Source organism: Thermoleptolyngbya sp. M55_K2018_002, assembly GCF_015295965.1.
GTDB classification, from domain to species: Bacteria; Cyanobacteriota; Cyanobacteriia; order Elainellales; family Elainellaceae; genus Thermoleptolyngbya; species Thermoleptolyngbya sichuanensis.
In genome coordinates, this window is the sequence record NZ_DVEA01000149.1 from 1 (window position 1) to 16,846 (window position 16,846).

15 protein-coding genes and 1 other RNA gene are annotated in these 16,846 nt (G+C 58.0%); 9 read left to right on the plus strand and 7 right to left on the minus strand.

The annotated features are described in order from the left end of the window. The coding region (locus IGS51_RS07295; protein WP_297077596.1) for a hypothetical protein at window positions 1-1,329 on the minus strand (1,329 nt) is incomplete at its 3' end. Between the two features lie 57 nt (window positions 1,330-1,386). Continuing rightward, window positions 1,387-2,718 carry a glycosyltransferase family 4 protein gene (locus tag IGS51_RS07300; protein WP_297077598.1) on the minus strand — a complete coding sequence of 444 codons (1,332 nt, stop codon included), beginning with the start codon at window positions 2,716-2,718 and terminating at the stop codon, window positions 1,387-1,389. A gap of 187 nt (window positions 2,719-2,905) precedes the next feature. Between IGS51_RS07300 and IGS51_RS07305 the strand changes: the two genes are divergently transcribed. After that, on the plus strand, window positions 2,906-3,340 hold the full coding sequence (locus IGS51_RS07305) for an SRPBCC domain-containing protein (RefSeq protein WP_297077600.1): 435 nt from the start codon (window positions 2,906-2,908) through the stop codon (window positions 3,338-3,340). Between the two features lie 19 nt (window positions 3,341-3,359). Here IGS51_RS07305 and IGS51_RS07310 read toward each other — a convergent pair whose 3' ends face one another. Then, on the minus strand, window positions 3,360-4,091 hold the full coding sequence (locus IGS51_RS07310; RefSeq protein ID WP_297077602.1) for a hypothetical protein: 732 nt from the start codon (window positions 4,089-4,091) through the stop codon (window positions 3,360-3,362). A gap of 336 nt (window positions 4,092-4,427) precedes the next feature. Between IGS51_RS07310 and IGS51_RS07315 the strand changes: the two genes are divergently transcribed. Both IGS51_RS07315 and IGS51_RS07320 read left to right on the plus strand, forming a co-directional pair. After that, the gene (locus IGS51_RS07315; RefSeq protein WP_297077603.1) at window positions 4,428-5,738 is read left to right on the plus strand and encodes a pitrilysin family protein; all 1,311 of its coding nucleotides are present in this window, start codon (window positions 4,428-4,430) and stop codon (window positions 5,736-5,738) included. A 30-nt stretch (window positions 5,739-5,768) separates the two neighbouring features. Then, complete coding sequence (locus IGS51_RS07320; protein WP_297077621.1) at window positions 5,769-6,638, plus strand: fructosamine kinase family protein; 870 nt, start codon at window positions 5,769-5,771, stop codon at window positions 6,636-6,638. Window positions 6,639-6,659: 21 nt separating this feature from the next. On the opposite strand, the gene IGS51_RS07325 is transcribed toward IGS51_RS07320, so the two are convergent. Next, a complete protein-coding gene (locus tag IGS51_RS07325; RefSeq protein WP_297077604.1) occupies window positions 6,660-8,759 on the minus strand; it encodes an amylo-alpha-1,6-glucosidase in 2,100 nt (699 codons plus the stop codon). A 268-nt stretch (window positions 8,760-9,027) separates the two neighbouring features. Between IGS51_RS07325 and IGS51_RS07330 the strand changes: the two genes are divergently transcribed. From IGS51_RS07330 to rimM, 3 genes are all read left to right on the plus strand, one after another. Beyond that, the gene (locus IGS51_RS07330) at window positions 9,028-9,630 is read left to right on the plus strand and encodes a peroxiredoxin (RefSeq protein WP_172355573.1); all 603 of its coding nucleotides are present in this window, start codon (window positions 9,028-9,030) and stop codon (window positions 9,628-9,630) included. A gap of 239 nt (window positions 9,631-9,869) precedes the next feature. Further along, entirely contained in the window at window positions 9,870-10,328 is a 459-nt protein-coding gene (locus tag IGS51_RS07335) for a hypothetical protein (protein ID WP_297077607.1), read from the plus strand. Window positions 10,329-10,416: 88 nt separating this feature from the next. After that, window positions 10,417-10,938 carry a ribosome maturation factor RimM gene (rimM, locus tag IGS51_RS07340; RefSeq protein WP_367279284.1) on the plus strand — a complete coding sequence of 174 codons (522 nt, stop codon included), beginning with the start codon at window positions 10,417-10,419 and terminating at the stop codon, window positions 10,936-10,938. A gap of 118 nt (window positions 10,939-11,056) precedes the next feature. Here rimM and IGS51_RS07345 read toward each other — a convergent pair whose 3' ends face one another. Beyond that, the gene (locus tag IGS51_RS07345) at window positions 11,057-12,403 is read right to left on the minus strand and encodes an aspartate aminotransferase family protein (RefSeq protein WP_297077611.1); all 1,347 of its coding nucleotides are present in this window, start codon (window positions 12,401-12,403) and stop codon (window positions 11,057-11,059) included. Between the two features lie 273 nt (window positions 12,404-12,676). Here IGS51_RS07345 and IGS51_RS07350 point away from each other — a divergent pair, with 273 nt between their 5' ends. Both IGS51_RS07350 and ssrA read left to right on the plus strand, forming a co-directional pair. Then, on the plus strand, window positions 12,677-13,366 hold the full coding sequence (locus IGS51_RS07350; RefSeq protein WP_297077613.1) for an alpha/beta hydrolase: 690 nt from the start codon (window positions 12,677-12,679) through the stop codon (window positions 13,364-13,366). 80 nt (window positions 13,367-13,446) lie between these two features. Next, window positions 13,447-13,838: a transfer-messenger RNA gene (gene ssrA, locus IGS51_RS07355) on the plus strand. Between the two features lie 138 nt (window positions 13,839-13,976). Here ssrA and IGS51_RS07360 read toward each other — a convergent pair. Both IGS51_RS07360 and ahcY read right to left on the minus strand, forming a co-directional pair. Next, window positions 13,977-14,609, minus strand: a complete 633-nt coding sequence (locus IGS51_RS07360) for an exopolysaccharide biosynthesis protein (RefSeq protein WP_297077615.1) — start codon at window positions 14,607-14,609, stop codon at window positions 13,977-13,979. Window positions 14,610-14,694: 85 nt separating this feature from the next. Then, window positions 14,695-15,969 (minus strand): adenosylhomocysteinase, encoded by a 1,275-nt coding sequence (gene ahcY / locus IGS51_RS07365; RefSeq protein WP_277774031.1) that lies wholly within the window; start codon window positions 15,967-15,969, stop codon window positions 14,695-14,697. Between the two features lie 580 nt (window positions 15,970-16,549). Here ahcY and IGS51_RS07370 point away from each other — a divergent pair. Next, window positions 16,550-16,792, plus strand: a complete 243-nt coding sequence (locus IGS51_RS07370; protein WP_297077619.1) for a hypothetical protein — start codon at window positions 16,550-16,552, stop codon at window positions 16,790-16,792. Window positions 16,793-16,846: the final 54 nt, after the last annotated feature.

The window sequence follows — 16,846 nt, forward strand, 5'->3', positions numbered from 1 at the left end:
GTGCAGCGCAATCAGGTCAAGCTGGGCCTGGGCGGCCGCAGTCCAGGTTTTGGGATTGCGTTTTTTATAGCCCTCCATCCAGGCGCGGGCGTGGCTCCACAGGCCGTTGCGGGCGAGAAACAGCGCATTTTCCAAGCTCTGACTGGCGAAGGGAGGCTGTTCTAGGGCGATCGCCTCCAGCCGCACGATGCCGCCCTCGGCCGGTTTCACCTGATAAACCGTAAATTGAGGCTCCAGCCCCACGGTTTGATCAACCACCAGTTCTGGCGAGTCGTCGCCTGTCACCTCCTGCCAGCGGGGGCGGCGAACCAGGCTACTCCAGGAAAGCAGCAGCCGCAGCCGTCGCTGGGCCGCGTCGTAATAACCAACTTGCCCATAGGCGATCGCCTGACTGCCGCGCCGCTGCTGTCCGCTGAGGGAAAACCAGCCGTCGGGTTTGGGCGCATCCCCTTCAATCGGCTCGATCTGTTGCAGGGGCAGGCGACGGGTCGAACCTTGCCCCGCCGGAGCGCCCCCCGGCAGCAGCGACACCACGCCAAATTCCCTTGGGCCCGCCACCGGCAGGCGATCGCCCAGTTGCAGCCGGGTATCGCTGCTCAGCCGTCCGGCACTGTCCAGCGGCGTTTCCAGGTGATAGGCCCGCAGTTCGACCAGGTGCAGGCAAGCCTCGGCAGGGTCGGCGCAGCGGGGCTGGGCAGCCAGCACAGGCACCAGCACCACGGTTGCCTTTCCAGCCGATGCTCCCCAACCGACCGACCGCATCAGCGGCGTGCCCAGCGTCCGGTTTTGCTGGGCGGCCTCAGTCTGGATTGTGCCCCAACTTCGCGGCGTATCGTCGCGCATAAAGGCCTCTCGGTTCCACTCCGGCAGCGCCCAGCCCAGCCAGCTTACCCGCCCCGGATTCACAATCAGCCAAAAGGCCGTGCAGCCCGCCATCGCCACCAGGCTGCCGCTGCCCAGCCAGAGTATCGTTGCCAGCAGACCCCCCAGCCAGGGCCGCTGCTTTGGGGGGGGCGGCGACACCAGCAGCTTCACGCCGTTGGATTCGACCGGGGGATTTTCGGCTAGAAACGCTTCTTCCCACTCCTCCAGCGAGTCTTCTAGCGACAGATCGACCGAGCGCGACTCCGGAGCAGGTGGCTTGGCAAATCGCCCCACCCACACATTGACCTTGGGGCGAGGAGCCGCAGTCGTCTCCGGAGAGGGCGGTTCTGGCGACACAAAAACCTTGACCTTGGGCGGCGTGATGCGGAGGTGACGGGCCGCCATAGACGACGAAGACGCGCTCTGCTTTTGGGCTGGACGGGTTCGACGGGCCGGTTTTTTCATCACCGCTACATCACTCTTTCCAGATGACGTTTGCGAGCGGGGCGGCGCTCAAGGATGCTAGGGTTTCGCAACGGGCGACGGCTCCATCAGCGCCCGCTCGTACTGCTGGCCGACCTTTTCCCAGGTGTAGTGGGTCTCTACTAGGGCACGGGCCCGCTGAGACAACTGCTGCCGCAGCGTAGGGCTGTCAAACAGACGGGCGATCGCCCCTGCATATTCCGTTGGCGTGTTTGCCCGCAGCGCCAGCGGTTCTGCCGCCTCGATGGGCAATCCCTCCAGCGCACGATCGCTCCCCACAATCGGAACACCCGCCGCCATCGCTTCTAGGGTTTTGTTTTTAATGCCAAACCCCAGCCGCAGCGGCAACACGCACACCGTCGCTTCCCGCAACACTGCACCCATCTCCGCAACCGCGCCTATCACCTGCACGCCAGGATGCTGCGCCAGCGCCCGCACTGCGGCTGCCGGACGCGCCCCCGCAATGCAAAAAGTGACTTCAGAATAGCGCGATCGCACTAATGGTAATACCGCTTCAGCAAAAAAACACACTGCGTCGATATTATGCGGCGCATCCATCGCCCCTGCGAACACCAGCCGATATCCCCCCGGATCGGCCGCGCGGGGCAAAAAGGCAGCCAAATCAATCCCGTTTGGCACCACCTGTACCCAGTCGGGGTCGGCATTGGCGGCGGCAGAATCGGGCCCCGACAAAAAATCCAAAAACTGCCGCCGATCTTCCGCCGTCGTCACCACCACGCGGGAAAACTGTTGCCGAAACCGTCGCTCGTAGCGCTCGATTGTCGGCAAGTAAAGGCGATCGCGCCAGGGATTGGCCGACACGCCCAGCGCCAGTTCGGCCCGCGTCCAGCCGACGGCAAAGCTGTGGGCATTTAGCACCGTCCGCACCCGCCGCTGAAACTCCGGCCGCACGTACACTGCATTTGCGCCATGCTCGCAGGTCAGCACGTCAAATCGGCGCTGCTGCACTGCATCATCCACCCAGGCTTGCAGCGCGGGGCTGTGGCGAAAGGCCACGTTCGGCGGAATGCCCCAGAGGTGCGATCGCCCCAGTCGCACCAATTTGCCCAGGGAATTGCGAAATGAGTCGCCAGGAAAAGCATCCTGAGGCGATTCCCGTAGGGATTGCTTCGCGAGTCGCCCCAGTGGAAAACACACCACCCTTGCGCCCGTTGCCGCCAGTGCCGCCAGATCAGCATCCACGCTCATCGGGGGTTCCGCACCTTCAGCCAACACTTCCAAACCGGTCGCATTCACCCGCTGCGTCAGCAGGGTCACCTCGTGCCGTTGCGCCAGCCATCGCAGCAGGTGGAAGGTTCGCACCTCTGTCCCGCCGCGAGTCGGCGGATAGGGAAAGGTCGAAGACAGCATCACGATCCGCATGGGATGCCAGGGGCTTTGGGGCAGGGGTTTGGGGAATTCAAAAGAGACACAGCCCAACTTTAGAAAATGCGCCAATAAAGCGCCTATAAAGCGCCAATAATGCATCAATAAAATGCGTAAATCCTATAGCCTTTTATTAAAAACCCCTGCACCCCCCAATCAGCAATCTCCAACAATGCCCACGCTCTATGCCAAAACGGAAATCAACGCGCCGCGATCGCACGTCTGGCAAGTGCTGATGGACAAACACCAGTGGTTTCGCTGGAACACCTTTTTCTACGACCTGTCGCCCGATCGCCCCTTTCGCCAGGGCAAAACCGTGCGCCTGTCCATTAAGCGCGTTATGGGCGAAGAAGAAACCCAAATCGAGCCGCTGGTCACGCTGGTGCAGCCGTCGGTTTGTCTGAGCCTGCGCTACACCGCGCCCGGATTTCGCAGCGAACACTGGTTTGAACTGCAAGACCTAGGGGGCGATCGCACGCAATATCTCCACCGCGAAACCCTCTCCGGCACGCTGACCACCCTGCTGCTGCCGTTTATCCGTCGGGACGAACAGAGCGGACTGCGACGCATGGCGCAGGAGCTAAAGCGCTACGCCGAGCAAGGGTAGCAAGCAAGGGTTTGAAGCATCAAGGCTCCAGACGGTTTAGCGACGAAGCGATCGCCACGGCGGAATCTGGGTCGAGGAAGTTGCAGGCCCGCACCAGTTCCGAATCGATCAGGCCGCTGCTGAGTCGATAGCCGCCGGGTACGCCCGGAACCTCAATCCAGTCAGAAAACACAGCGTTGGCTGGAAAGAGAGAATCATCGCTGGATGGCTCGTTGTCTGCCCAATAGATGAAGTAGGGGTCGTTGGAGCGGGCGATCGCAGGTGTTTCGATGGGCCGGCTATTAGGCGGCAGCGGCCCACCAAAGCCGCCGTCGCTGTATTCAATCTGAAAACAAGTGGCGATCGCACGATCGGCTGAAAACGAGCGGTAGTAGAGCGTATATTCCTTGCCCCAGTCTGGATCAGACGTGACCACCACATCGGATAAATACGTCTCCGGCGGCAGAACCGTAGGCACCACCAGCGGCACGCCCAACTGCCGAATCGCGGCCCGATCGTCTGCCGAGATTTCTGCGGTGGTGGATTCAAGGGCTGCTGCGCCGGAAACGGTTGCGGCGGATGCGAGCGAGGCTTCTGGAGCTTGTCCCTTCGCAACGGGGGACGGTTCTACGGGAACGCGGGAAACACTGGATGAGCAAGCCCCCAAGGCGATCGCCCCCAGCACCATTCCCAGCATCGCCCCAAGCATTGCCCGATTGCCAGACGTATCCGTCATCTGCCGCATTCCTGCCTCCAAAACTTTCCTAAACATCTCCATCTCGCTGGATCGCGGGCAAAGTCTGTCAGACCTTTCTCAACTGCGTCGCCCTGACCGCCCGAAACCCCAGACCTTCAGCCCCCTGCCCTGTCTGCCATTCCCAAACCCAGCGCCAATCATCCCAATCATTCTTTCCTACCAGGATTCCCTGGAGCGCTCCGGAGAGTGAAGTCTGCTCAGGGATTGCGGTCAGCGATTGAGCGGAATTGAGCGATTGAGCGGCATTGAGAGGGGGATGGGTAGGATGAAACCAGGAAAACTAGAGCGGCAATGCTGTTTTCAATGGTTCAGACGATTAAGATAGATTAAGAACTGTTTGTCTGTTACCCAATGACTCCAATTCCGACTGTGCTAGAGGCGAGCAAACCGCCTCGTCTCAATGAGCCAACGGTTCACCGACTCCCCGATGGGTTAACCATTGTTGCCGAACAAATTCCCGTAGAGGCTGTGAACCTGAGCCTGTGGCTGGGGGTGGGGTCTGCGGTTGAAACAGATGCCATCAACGGCATGGCGCATTTTCTGGAGCATATGGTGTTTAAGGGCACGGCCCGGCTCCAGAGTGGCGACTTTGAGCGGCTGATCGAACAGCGCGGCGCAGTCACCAATGCCGCCACCAGCCAGGACTACACCCATTACTACATCACCACGGCTCCGCAGGATTTTGCAGCACTGGCCCCGCACCAGATCGAGGTGGTGCTAAACGCCGCGATTCCCGATGAAGCCTTTGAGCGAGAGCGCCATGTGATTTTGGAAGAAATTCGCCGGGCAAACGACAATCCCCAGCGGCGCACGTTCTACCGGGCGATGGAAATGACCTTTGGGCGATCGCCCTATCGCCGCCCGGTGCTTGGCCCTGCGTCTGTGATTGAGGCGCTCACGGCGCAGCAGATGCGCGATTTTCACCAGACCTGGTATCAGCCGCAATCCATAACAGCTGTAGCAGTCGGCAATTTGCCCGTCGAGCAATTGGTGGAGATCGTCGCGGAGGGCTTCGCGCAGACCCAGGCGCATCGGGCCCAGCCGGCCCCCCCAACGCTGCAAGAACCACTGCACACCGAGCCGGAGCCGCCGTTCCAGTCCATCCATCGCTACGAGCAGACCGACCCCACCCTCCAGCAAGCTCGCCTGGTGATGACCTGGCGCGTGCCAGGGATGGACAGCCTGCCCCAGACCTACGCGCTGGACGTGCTGGCATCGGTGCTGTCGCAGGGACGAACCTCGCGGCTAGTGCGCGATCTGCGGGAAGATCGGCGGCTGGTGTCGGGCATTTCTGCCAGCAACATGACCTACACCCATCAGGGCGTGTTCTACATTTCTGCCCAGTTGCCCGCTGAGAATCTGGACGACGTGGAAGCGGCGATCGCCCAGCATATTCGTCGCCTGCAAAGCGAACCCGTCACCGACTTCGAGATTCAGCGCATCCGCACCCTCGTCGCCAACCGCTTTATCTTTGGCAACGAAACACCGGGCGATCGCGCCGGACTCTATGGCTACTATCATTCTGTCGTGGGCGATTTGCAGCCTGCCCTGCTCTATCCCACACACATTCAGTCCGTCGAGGCTGCCGACCTGATGACCGCGGCTCAGCAATACCTCTCTGCCGATGCCTACAGCGTGGTCATCCTCAAGCCCGAAGCCTGATCCCTAACTTTTGCTTTGCCTCCTTCCTGCATGTGGAATGCGATCGCCGACCATATCCGCCAAGTCACCGGAGCGCCACTGGGCAGCCTGCGCCAGCGTCCCGTCGGCGGCGGCAGCATCAACCAGGGCTACGCGCTGACCGATGAGCGCCACGCCTATTTCGTCAAGCTGAACCAGGCGGCTCGCGTGGCGATGTTTAAGGCAGAAGCTTTGGGCCTGCGCCAGATGGCGGACACCCACACGATTCGCGTGCCACAGCCGCTCTGTTGGGGCACGGCGGACGGCTCGGCATATCTAGTGCTGGAGTGGCTAGATTTTGGCTATGGCACGCACCGCAGTTGGGCGGAGATGGGGCGCAACCTAGCGGCGATGCACCGGGTTACGAGCGATCGCGGCTTTGGCTGGGATCTGGACAATACCATCGGCTCTACGCCCCAGCCCAACCCCTGGACCGCAAGCTGGGTCGATTTTTGGGCAGAGCATCGCATCGGCTACCAGCTTCATCTGGCAAAAAAGCGTGGGGGTCATTTTCCAGAGGGCGATCGCCTGCTAGACGCAATTCCCAAACTGCTGCAAGGGCACGATCCCCAGCCCTCCTTGGTACACGGCGATTTGTGGTCGGGCAATGCGGCCGTTACCCAGCTAGAGGAACCCGTGATTTTTGACCCAGCGACCTACTTTGGCGATCGCGAAGTCGATCTGGCCATGACGGAACTCTTCGGCAGTTTCCCCAATGATTTCTACCGCGCCTACAACGAAGCCTTTCCCCTGGAACCGGGCTACGCCCAGCGCAAAACGCTCTACAACCTCTACCACATCCTGAATCATTTCAACCTCTTCGGCAGCGGCTATGAAGGTCAGGCGCAGCGGATGATGGAGGGGTTGCTGAGATTGGTTTGATGTTGGGTTTTGGATTTTGCCCTAGCTCTCAATCCCCAGGTCATGCCAATGCCTGATCAATTCCGCGACAGACCAGGCCTGGGCGATCGCCCCTTGCGGATCGTGCGGCGGGTCGCCGTCAAAGATCTCAGAGATGGAGCCGAGGCAAGCCTGGTTGGTGAAGTGGTCGAGCAGGGGTTGGGCATCCCACGGCAAGGGTTCGCCAGGATAAAACCGCTGCCAGGCCCGGATGAAGGGGCCAATCAGCCAGCTCCAAACCGTGCCCTGGTGATAGGCATGATCTCGATGCACGGGGTCGCCGATGTAGCGGCCGACGTAGTAGGGGTCGCTGGGATCGAGCGATCGCAGTCCGTAGGGGGTCAAGAGGCGATCGCGGGCGGTGACCAGCGCCTTTTTGCCTTGCAGATCAGAAAAGCCACAGTGGGTGAGCGAGAGGGCGATCACCGCGTTGGGGCGAATTTGCGTATTGGGACTGTCGCCAGGGTCGATCAGGTCATAGAGGTAGGCCAGTCGCCCGTTCCAGAACTTTTGCAGCGATGCCTTTACCTGTTCGGCCTGCTGCCCATAGCGGCGGGCGTGGTTGGCATAGTTGGCGGGTTCCTCGCCGTTGCCGCCTTTTTCCGCCAGCCAGGTGGCCCAGCGCTCCGCCCAGCACAGCGCCGAATACCACAGCGCGTTGATTTCCACACATTTGCCCTGCCGCGGCGTGGCGGGTTCGCCATTCACCACCGCATCCATCCAGGTCAGCGCAAAACCGGGATGCTCCCAGGTCACCAGCCCGTCCATCGCGTCGATGCGGATATTGTAGGACGTGCCCGTGGCGAAGGACTTGTGAATTTGCCGGACGACGGGATATTGCTGCACCAAAAAGTCCCAGTCTTGGCTGGCTTCCAGGTAGAGGCCCAAAACCTCGACCCACCACAGCGCCGCGTCGATGCTGTTGTAAATTGGGTGTGCGCCGTTGTCTGGGAAGGTATTGGGAATCAGACCGCCCTGGCAGTATTTACCAAAGGATTCCAGCAGCCCCCGCGCCAGGTCAAATCGCTGCGTTGTTAGACATAGCCCCGGCAAGGCGATCAGCGTATCGCGGCCCCAGTCGCTAAACCAGTGGTAGCCCGCGATTACCGTCGGGCCGCAGATGGAGGCGCGATGGGCGATGAACTGATCGCTGGCGCGGAGCAGGGCTGCCAGCATGGATTCTGCGGGGCTGAGATGGGGCGCGGCGAAGGTGACGGCGGGCGATCGCCCCCGGTCGGTCGGCTTCAGCATCGGCGCAAAGACTTGTCTGAGTCGCGCCTGCTCTGCCTGGAACGCGGTTTCAAACGTCTCATTGCTGGGCGGCACGAAGGGCCGCAGTGGGTTGATGATGCGGACGCGGGCCTCCAGCACCAGACTTTGCCCCGGATGGAGCAGTATTGCCAGATGCCCCGGACTGTACAAATCCTCGCGATCACCCAGACCGCGCCGCGTCTCTTCGGGATAGCGATAATCCCAATACCACGTCCCGTCGGGATAATAGTCGCCCTGGCTCCAGCTCAGTTGCCAGGACGTGCCCACCCAGTTGCCCCGCGTCGCCTGGATCGACACGCGGTTGGGTTCCACCAGTTGCGAGAATTGCAGGCCGGGTTCGGACTCTGGGCTGTAGCGCTGCTGATGGTGAAAGTTGCGATCGCCCACCAGCGGCCGCAGGTTAACCCAGGCAGGCTCCCGGCCGGCATAGCGATAGCGAATGTAAACTTGATGTCGCAATCGGGGTTCGGGCTTGCCGTCAGGATTGGGCAACAGCCCGTGCGTCATCAAAATTTCGCGGGTCAGCGTCCAGTTTGACGTGCCCCACACCCACGTTGGCACGGGGTCAATCGAAAAAGATTGCAGCAGCTTGTAGCCTACAGGCGACACCGACCCGCTGCCCCAGTAGTTTGTGCCCAGCGGGTAGCCCTCGCCTGCCACATCCAGGTAGGCTTCCACCCGCGACAGCAGCAGCGTCCGCTGGCCCGGTGGCGACACTGCCGCAAACAGCCATCCGTGATAGGTGCGGGTGTGCGCGTCGGCAACCGTGCCGCTGGCAAAGCTGCCCAAGCCGTTGGTCAGGAGCCATTCGCGAGTGTCGAGAAAATCCATAGGGGTCTAAGGCTCAGTGAACCGCCAGTCTACTACAAGCTCTAGGAGCGAAGAATTAAGACTGTCTAAGGAAATAGGGGCGGGGGATTAGAGTTTTGGAACCGAGCTGAAAACTTAGCGACAAACTCTACTCAAAATCGTTATGACTATGATATAGTCGTAACAGTTCGCAATCTAGGAACTGCGGCGAGGCAATGCCGACCATTCCCCGCCAGATTATCTAAGGAAACTATAGACGCATTAGGAAGTTCTAAGGAGAGTACGTTTCATGACTCACAGCACCGAATGTCTTCGCGTTGGTCAAGCAGCACCTGACTTTACTGCCGAAGCGGTGGTCGATCAAGAATTTAAGACCATCAAGCTGTCTGACTATCGCGGCAAATACGTCGTTCTGTTCTTCTATCCTCTGGACTTCACCTTTGTCTGCCCGACGGAAATCACCGCTTTCAGCGATCGCCATGCCGATTTCAAAGCCATCAACACCGAAATCCTGGGCGTATCGGTAGACAGCGTGTTCTCTCACCTCGCCTGGATTCAGACCGACCGCAAGAGCGGCGGCGTGGGCGACCTAAACTATCCGCTGGTAGCAGACATCAAGAAAGAAGTGAGCGCTGCCTACAACGTGCTAGACCCCGAAGCGGGCGTTGCGCTGCGCGGTCTGTTCATCATCGACAAAGACGGCATTATTCAGCACGCCACCATCAACAACCTCGCCTTTGGTCGCAACGTGGATGAAACCCTCCGCGTGCTGCAAGCGATCCAGTATGTGCAGTCTCACCCCGATGAAGTGTGCCCTGCCAACTGGAAGCCCGGTGATGCCACGATGAATCCCGACCCTGTGAAGTCGAAGGATTTCTTCGCCGCTGTGTAGGTTTGGTGCCAGACTTGGCTGTCTCGGTGAGCGTTCAGCAATGAAAGCTCTGTAATTGCAAAACTGGGGGTGCAATGCACCCTCTTTTTTTTGGAAAAAAGCACAGATGCCGTTTCTCTCTAAACTAAAATCCATAGCATCGAACCATCAACGTTAGGACTTACGCAGTTGGACGATAACCCAGAAAACCTATCGCAAGTGCCTAAGTACTGAACGTTTTTAAGCAACAGGAGTGAACCGTGAGGATTTTGTATGGGCTTTCGGCGGCGGCACTGGTGACGCTGGGCGGCATGGGCACAGCAGGGGCAAATCTGCCGCTTCAGGTGGGGGCGTATCAGGCGGAAAATCGCAGCGTCCGCGTAGCAGCGCTGAGCAATCGCCTCTGTGTGCAGTTTTTTGCGCTGGGAACCATTGTCACTGCGTCGATTAACCGTAGTCCCGATCGCCTGGGTATTTATAGCATTCACCGAATGAACCAAGTATTGGTGCAGCCCGACGTGCGATCGCTCTTGATTGGCCCACCCCACGAACTGGTCGCCTATACGCGGGTCGAAAATGTGCCTCCAGGGGTCAATCTATTCATGCAAGAGTGTCTCACCTCCCGGCGGGATTACCTCAACCAGACCAACGCGGTTGGCAGCCTGGAGTTCGTGCCGGGCCCGGCAGATTTATATTCAGACAGGATTCTAGAGGACTGAGCGCATGGCATCGGAACCTGCTAAATTCACAGACGCTCAATCCACAGACGCTCAATCTACAAACGCTACAGACCCAGACACGGAGTGGATGGAGGTTGGGCGCATCGTCGGGGCGCAGGGCCTCAAAGGCGAAGTGCGCGTTTATCCTGATTCCGATTTTCCAGAGCGGTTTCTGGAGCCGGGGACGCGCTGGCTGCAAGGGACGGGAGAAGCCACGCCCCGGTCGGTCAAGCTGGTCGCAGGGCGCTTGCTGGCAGGCAAGAATCTGTACGTCGTGAAGTTTGCCGAGGTGGGCGATCGCACTCAGGCAGAGGCGCTACGCGGCGCGGTGATGCTGGTTCCGGCGGGCGATCGCCTGCCCCTAGAAGAAGACGAGTTCCACGTCCGCGACCTGATCGGGCTGGAAGTCTGGCACCAGGTCACGCAAACCCAAGTGGGCACGGTCACTGACCTGATCGCCGCAGGCAATGATCTGCTAGAAGTGAAACTGTTAGCCCCGCAAGGTAAAACGACCACTGTGCTGATTCCCTTTGTGAGGGCGATCGTGCCCGTGGTCGATTTGCCCAGTCGTCGCCTCGAAATCACTCCGCCCGATGGACTCCTGCCTTGAAGGGAAGAGAAGCTTCGGAAGTCTTCTCTTACTTTCTCTTACTTTCTCTTACTTAGGGTGGATTTAAGGATTGAGGGAGATCTCAGGGCGATCGCCTCACCAAGACTCAAACCAGCCCCTAAGCCGTTGCCTTCAGCAGGTCAGTCAGCATCGACACCATCTGGTCGATATGGTGCTTCTCGATCATCAGCGGCGGCGATAGGGCAATAATGTCGCCCGTGGTGCGGATTAATAGACCCTGCTCATAGGCCCGCACAAACACATCAAAGGCGCGGGCGGTCGGCTTGCCCGGAATCGATTCTAGCTCGATACCGCCCACCAGACCCAGATTGCGAACGTCGATGACGTGGGGCAACCCCTTCAGCGAATGCAGCGCGTCTTGCCAATAGCCCGACAGGTCGTTTGCCCGCTGGAATAAGCCCTCTTCTTCGTAGACATCCAGCGTCGCTAGGGCCGCCGCGCAGGCCACCGGATGTCCAGAATACGTGTAGCCGTGGAATAGCTCGATGGCGTTTTCAGGCCCGTGCATAAAGGCATCGTAGATATGCTTGCGGACGAAAACTGCGCCCATTGGCACGGTGCCATTGGTAATGCCCTTGGCGACGGTAATCATGTCTGGCAGCACGCCAAAATAGTCTGCCGCAAAGGGCGCACCCAGCCGCCCAAAGCCCGTAATCACCTCGTCAAAAATCAGCAGAATGCCATACTTGTCGCAAATTTCCCGCAGACGCTGCAAGTAGCCGACGGGGGGAATCAGCACGCCCGTCGAACCCGCCACAGGTTCCACAATCACCGCTGCAATGTTCGATGCATCGTGCAGCGCCACAATCCGCTCCAGGTCGTCGGCCAGGTGTGCGCCCCAGTCGGGCTGTCCTTTGCTGAAGGCATTGTGTTCCAGGCTGTGGGTGTGGGGCAGGTGGTCTACGCCCGTCAGCAGTCCGCCGAAGAATTTACGAACCGTGGGAATGCCGCCGACAGAGATGCCGCCAAAGTTGACCCCGTGATAGCCGCGCTCGCGCCCGATCAGCCGCTGGCGAGTGCCGTCGCCCTTAGCCCGATGATAGGCGATCGCAATTTTCAGTGCCGATTCCACCGCCTCAGACCCAGAGTTGGCGAAAAACACATGGTCGAGATCGCCCGGCAGCATCTTCGCCAGCCGATCCGCCAGTTGAAACGCGCCCGGATGCCCCATCTGAAACGCTGGAGCATAGTCCATCGTGTTGACCTGGCGGCTAACGGCTTCGGCAATTTTGACGCGGCAATGTCCGGCGTTGACGCACCACAGTCCCGCCGTGCCATCCAGTACCTGCCGCCCATCGGCGGTCGTGTAGTGCATATCCTTTGCGGCGACAAACAGTCGAGGATTTGCCTTAAACTGTCGATTAGCAGTAAACGGCATCCAGAACGCTTCCATGTCTGTAGCGCTGCCGGAAGGGGAATTGGGGTAGGTTAATTCTTGCACCATAATGCTGGGTCGCTCCTCGCCAAATGGCTTCAGTTAAATAGCCGTCAAACGCCTGAAATACTTACGATTCAGCCATTCTAGCGCCAGCCCGACCACCTATCCCTAATTATGACCATCCGTTAACACGGCGTAATACAGATAGGGTTGCAGAAAATAGGGTTGCAGAAAAGCAGAATAAAATAGCTGGAACCTTTGTCTAGCTTGCCCTAACTCCCATTCTCCAAATCTGAATTTTTCGAGGTGCCCATTTCTTAAATGCTGACAAATAGATTAATGACCAAAGTTGAAAACAAAATCAAAACCATCATCTTGGTGCATGGTTTTTGGGCGGACGGCTCTTGCTACCGTGAAATCATCCCGACGCTTTTGGCAGAAGGCTATGAAGTTGTTGCCGTTCAAAACCCATTGACTTCTCTAGCAGACGACATTGCAGCTACGAAACGTGCTTTTGATCGGATCGAGGGGAACTGTCTTTTGGTGGGCCATTCATGGGGTGGTTTTGTCATTACCGAAGTTGGCAATGACGAACGGGTTTTGGGCTTGGTATATCTTGCTGCACTTGCGCCTGATACTGGTGAATCCATGATGGATTTGATGAGTAAGTACGGCGCTCCATCGCCCCATTTTCAAGAGCAGAATGGCTTCGTTTGGATTTCCAGAAAAGGCGTTGAAGAAGTTTTGGCGCATGATCTTTCAGAAGTAGATCAGGCATTACTGTATGCAGCCCAAACTCCGCCCTCCGTTTCTCTGATGGCAGCCAAAGCAAGTTCGGCGGCATGGAAACACAAGGCAAGCTGGTATGTTTTAGCAACGGAAGATAAAGCAGTTCCCCCAGATTTGCAGCATGAATTATCTCAACGAATGAGTGCAGAAACGACTGTCGTAAAGTCAAGCCATTTCCCGATGATTTCGTATCCGCAAGATGTTTTGAATGTAATTAGGAAGGCGGCGACAAATTGTTGAGAATGGGCAAGCCTAGCATGGGGTCGCACTATTTCTTCATCCCCTTGCTATAATGTGATGAGGCACACAGATGCCCTCATGGGGCTGTCACGGTTTCGACGTTTTGGCGAACACTACCTTGTGATGCAGGCCGAGAGCGGGCTACCTCTCGTTAATCAATGGCTCAAACCAACGTACATGCGAACAACATCGTACCTTTTGCTCGTAAGCGCGTAGCTGTTGCTGCCGCCTAACAACCTCCTTACGGTTCGAGCGTCTGCGATTTGACTCCGTTAAGGATTGCAGACCAACCCCCAACGGATGCTCCGGATGATTGCCTCTGGTCAATCTCCGGCTAAGACTCTACCAGAGCATCCCACTGTCCGGGATAAGCGACAGTCCCCGCCCTGAGGGTTACCGGGGCTAAGCCTGTGAATGAGTGAGGTACTAATACCCAGGACGGACAGGAGTTCGACTCTCCTCAGCTCCACTTCTCGTAAAAGGTGCAAAGCCCCAAAGCTTTTAAGCTTTGGGGCTTTGTTGTATTTGTTGTAGGGATAGGGTGTATTTATTGTGGAAATAGAAGGACTAGGAGCGATCGCCCTCTCCGGCTACCCGCCAACCCCTCCGGTTACCCGCCAAAATTCAGCACAGTTTCCTTGAACAGGTCAATTGCGGCGCGAACGGCCGTATAGCCAAAGGTGAGTACCGCCGTGGTCAGCGTTGCCCCCATGACGCACAGCACCAGTCCGCCCAGGCTGATTGCGCCATCGTCGTCTAGCAGGCCGAACCCGGTGACGAAAATGCCCATTGCGGGCAGCGTGTTGGTCAGGGGGATGGGGATCATCATGGAAATGGCCATGAGGGCGATCGCCACGCCAATCACCATGCGCCCCGGTAAGCTCGTACAGACGGGCATGAGTCGGGGACGGGACAGCGCCTCAATTCGCCGCAGCCAGGGTAGCCCAGCATTTAGCACGCCCTGCACCTGCTTCAAATCGAGCGCGTGCTGCTTAAACTTTTCGGGAAACCAGGGCGTTTCTCGCCCCGCAATCAACTGCACTGCCAGCAAAAACAGCAGAATCCCGAAGGGGACAGAATAGCCCGGAGCCGGAATCGGCAGCGCCGACGGCAGCGCCAGCAGCACAAACAAAAAACCAAAAATTCGCTCACCCGCCAGGTTCAAAATATCGGCAAGCGTGACTTTTTCGGGCGGGTTTTCGTCAAAAAAATAGCGTTGCAGTTCAGTTGAGAGTCGAGCCACGTTTGGGGGAAGGGATGAGGGGTGGGGGTTTCCTGTTTCGGATGGGATGCACCCGAAACAGGAACTAAACTTAGGCCTTTAAAGCCTAAGTGCCGGAGGTCCAGGAGTTAATGTACTCAATCTGCTCAGGGGTGAGCGCGTCGATGGCGATGCCCATTGCTTGCAGCTTCAGGCGGGCGATCTCTGCATCAATTTCCTGAGGAATCGAGTGCAATCCGGGCGAAAGCTTGCCCTTATTTTTCACCAGGTATTCGCAGGCGAGGGCCTGGTTGGCAAAGCTCATATCCATCACGGCGCTGGGGTGTCCTTCGGCGGCGGCCAGGTTGACCAGGCGACCTTCGCCCAGCACGACAACCGATTTGCCGCTGGCGAGCTTGTATTCTTCGGTGAAGGGGCGGACAGTTTTCACTTCGGCGGCGCGTTCCTTCAGGGCGACTAGATCAATCTCAATGTCGAAGTGACCAGAGTTGCAGACGATCGCCCCATCTTTCATGCGGTCGAAGTGTTCACCGCGAATGACATGCTTGTTGCCCGTGACGGTAATGAATAGATCACCCTGGGGAGCGGCGATCGCCATTGGCACCACCCGGAAGCCATCCATCACGGCCTCTAGCGCCTTGATGGGGTCAATTTCGGTGACGATCACGTTTGCGCCCATGCCCCGTGCCCGCAGCGCCGTGCCCTTGCCACACCAGCCGTAACCTGCCACAACGACCGTTTTGCCCGCCAGCAGGATGTTTGTGGCGCGGATAATGCCATCCAGCGTGGATTGGCCTGTGCCGTAGCGGTTATCAAAGAAATGCTTGGTGTCGGCATCGTTGACATTCATCGCAGGGAAGGTCAGCACGCCATCCCGCAGCATCGCTTGCAGGCGGACGATGCCCGTTGTGGTTTCTTCCGTGGTGCCGATCAGGTCTGCGATTTGATCCTGACGCTCTTGAATCAGCGTGGCCACGACATCGCTGCCATCGTCGATGATTAGGTTAGGGCGGTGATCCAGCGCGGTCTGCACATGGCGATGGTAGGTGGCGTTGTCTTCGCCCTTGATGGCAAAGACGGGAATGCCGTAGTCGGCGACCAGGCTAGCGGCCACGTCGTCCTGCGTAGACAGGGGGTTGCTGGCGATGAGCAAGGCATCGGCTCCGGCATTTTTGAGGGCGATCGCCAGATGAGCCGTTTCCGTGGTGACGTGGCAGCAGGCGACGAGACGAATTCCTGCCAGCGGCTTTTCAGCAGCAAAGCGGTCTTGAATCTGGCGCAGCACGGGCATTTCCCGTCCGGCCCACTCAATGCGCTGTTTCCCCAGGCTTGCCAGGGACAGATCTTTGACTTCGTGTTTTACCTGAGTTGTCGTGGTCATTGAGGTTCGAGGTTGAGGGTTAGGTTGAGGGTTTGCATGTAGAAATTTATGCCAGGACGATCTTAACGCTCTTGACCCCGAACACCTAAAAAGTTGGCGCGGAAGTTGGAGCAGAAGAGGCTTGCGCGGGTAGAGAAGCCTTAAAAACTACTATCGGGAATCCGTATTTGCGTCCTTGTATCAAGTAAATACGCTATGCAGCATAGTGGAAAGAGATGGGCTAGTGCAGACAGGCTGCTAGCTTTGGTTTACGTTTTACTGCCGTCTTCGGGCAGCTTAGTCTGGAGGATGAGTGCAGATACTAGCAGCGTTAATTGGTTTAAGTAGCTTCAATAACTTTCTCTTATGAAAGTTTCGGATATGATGATACTTAAGGACAGCGTGTTCAATCGCTCTTTCCCATTAAGTTGGGTAAGCGTCAGGTCAGCGCTCTGGTTTTCCTGAAGTTGCAGGAAATCTGGGGGCTTCTCCGTTTCCCAGCGCCAGCCCAAACCTGGACTCGAGTTCTGTAGCTTCGAAGCTGCAACTCTAGATCTACTGAGGGTTTTAGGCTGTTTGTCGAGTTCTAAATCATCAATTTATGGAACCTGGTAGTCGAAACGACACCTCTCCTGAACCCCCGCTTTACCGCGCTGCTGAGATTGCAGGCACTTTCATCGCCGTGTTGACGCTGGTTGTTCCTGTAGCAGCGATCGCCTATTTTTCAACCCCGATTCCGCCATCGTCGCTGCCGACTCGAACCATCCAAGCGCCGACGGTCACCATACCAACAGTTACCGAGTCATCCATTTGGAATCGCCACCATCCCCTACAGCCCAAATAATGACCCAAATAATGACAGGACTTACGCACTTGCAATAAGTTTGCTGGGTTTTGG

Coding starts and splice junctions, on each gene's coding strand:
- IGS51_RS07330 (WP_172355573.1), top strand. CDS start 9,028: ATGACTCACAGCACCGAATGTCTTCGCGTTGGTCAAGCAGCACCTGAC.
- IGS51_RS07305 (WP_297077600.1), top strand. CDS start 2,906: ATGCCCACGCTCTATGCCAAAACGGAAATCAACGCGCCGCGATCGCAC.
- IGS51_RS07300 (WP_297077598.1), bottom strand. CDS start 2,718: ATGCTGTCTTCGACCTTTCCCTATCCGCCGACTCGCGGCGGGACAGAG.
- IGS51_RS07325 (WP_297077604.1), bottom strand. CDS start 8,759: ATGGATTTTCTCGACACTCGCGAATGGCTCCTGACCAACGGCTTGGGC.
- IGS51_RS07315 (WP_297077603.1), top strand. CDS start 4,428: ATGACTCCAATTCCGACTGTGCTAGAGGCGAGCAAACCGCCTCGTCTC.
- rimM (WP_367279284.1), top strand. CDS start 10,417: ATGGAGGTTGGGCGCATCGTCGGGGCGCAGGGCCTCAAAGGCGAAGTG.
- IGS51_RS07370 (WP_297077619.1), top strand. CDS start 16,550: ATGGAACCTGGTAGTCGAAACGACACCTCTCCTGAACCCCCGCTTTAC.
- ahcY (WP_277774031.1), bottom strand. CDS start 15,969: ATGACCACGACAACTCAGGTAAAACACGAAGTCAAAGATCTGTCCCTG.
- IGS51_RS07320 (WP_297077621.1), top strand. CDS start 5,769: ATGTGGAATGCGATCGCCGACCATATCCGCCAAGTCACCGGAGCGCCA.
- IGS51_RS07345 (WP_297077611.1), bottom strand. CDS start 12,403: ATGGTGCAAGAATTAACCTACCCCAATTCCCCTTCCGGCAGCGCTACA.
- IGS51_RS07310 (WP_297077602.1), bottom strand. CDS start 4,091: ATGTTTAGGAAAGTTTTGGAGGCAGGAATGCGGCAGATGACGGATACG.
- IGS51_RS07350 (WP_297077613.1), top strand. CDS start 12,677: ATGACCAAAGTTGAAAACAAAATCAAAACCATCATCTTGGTGCATGGT.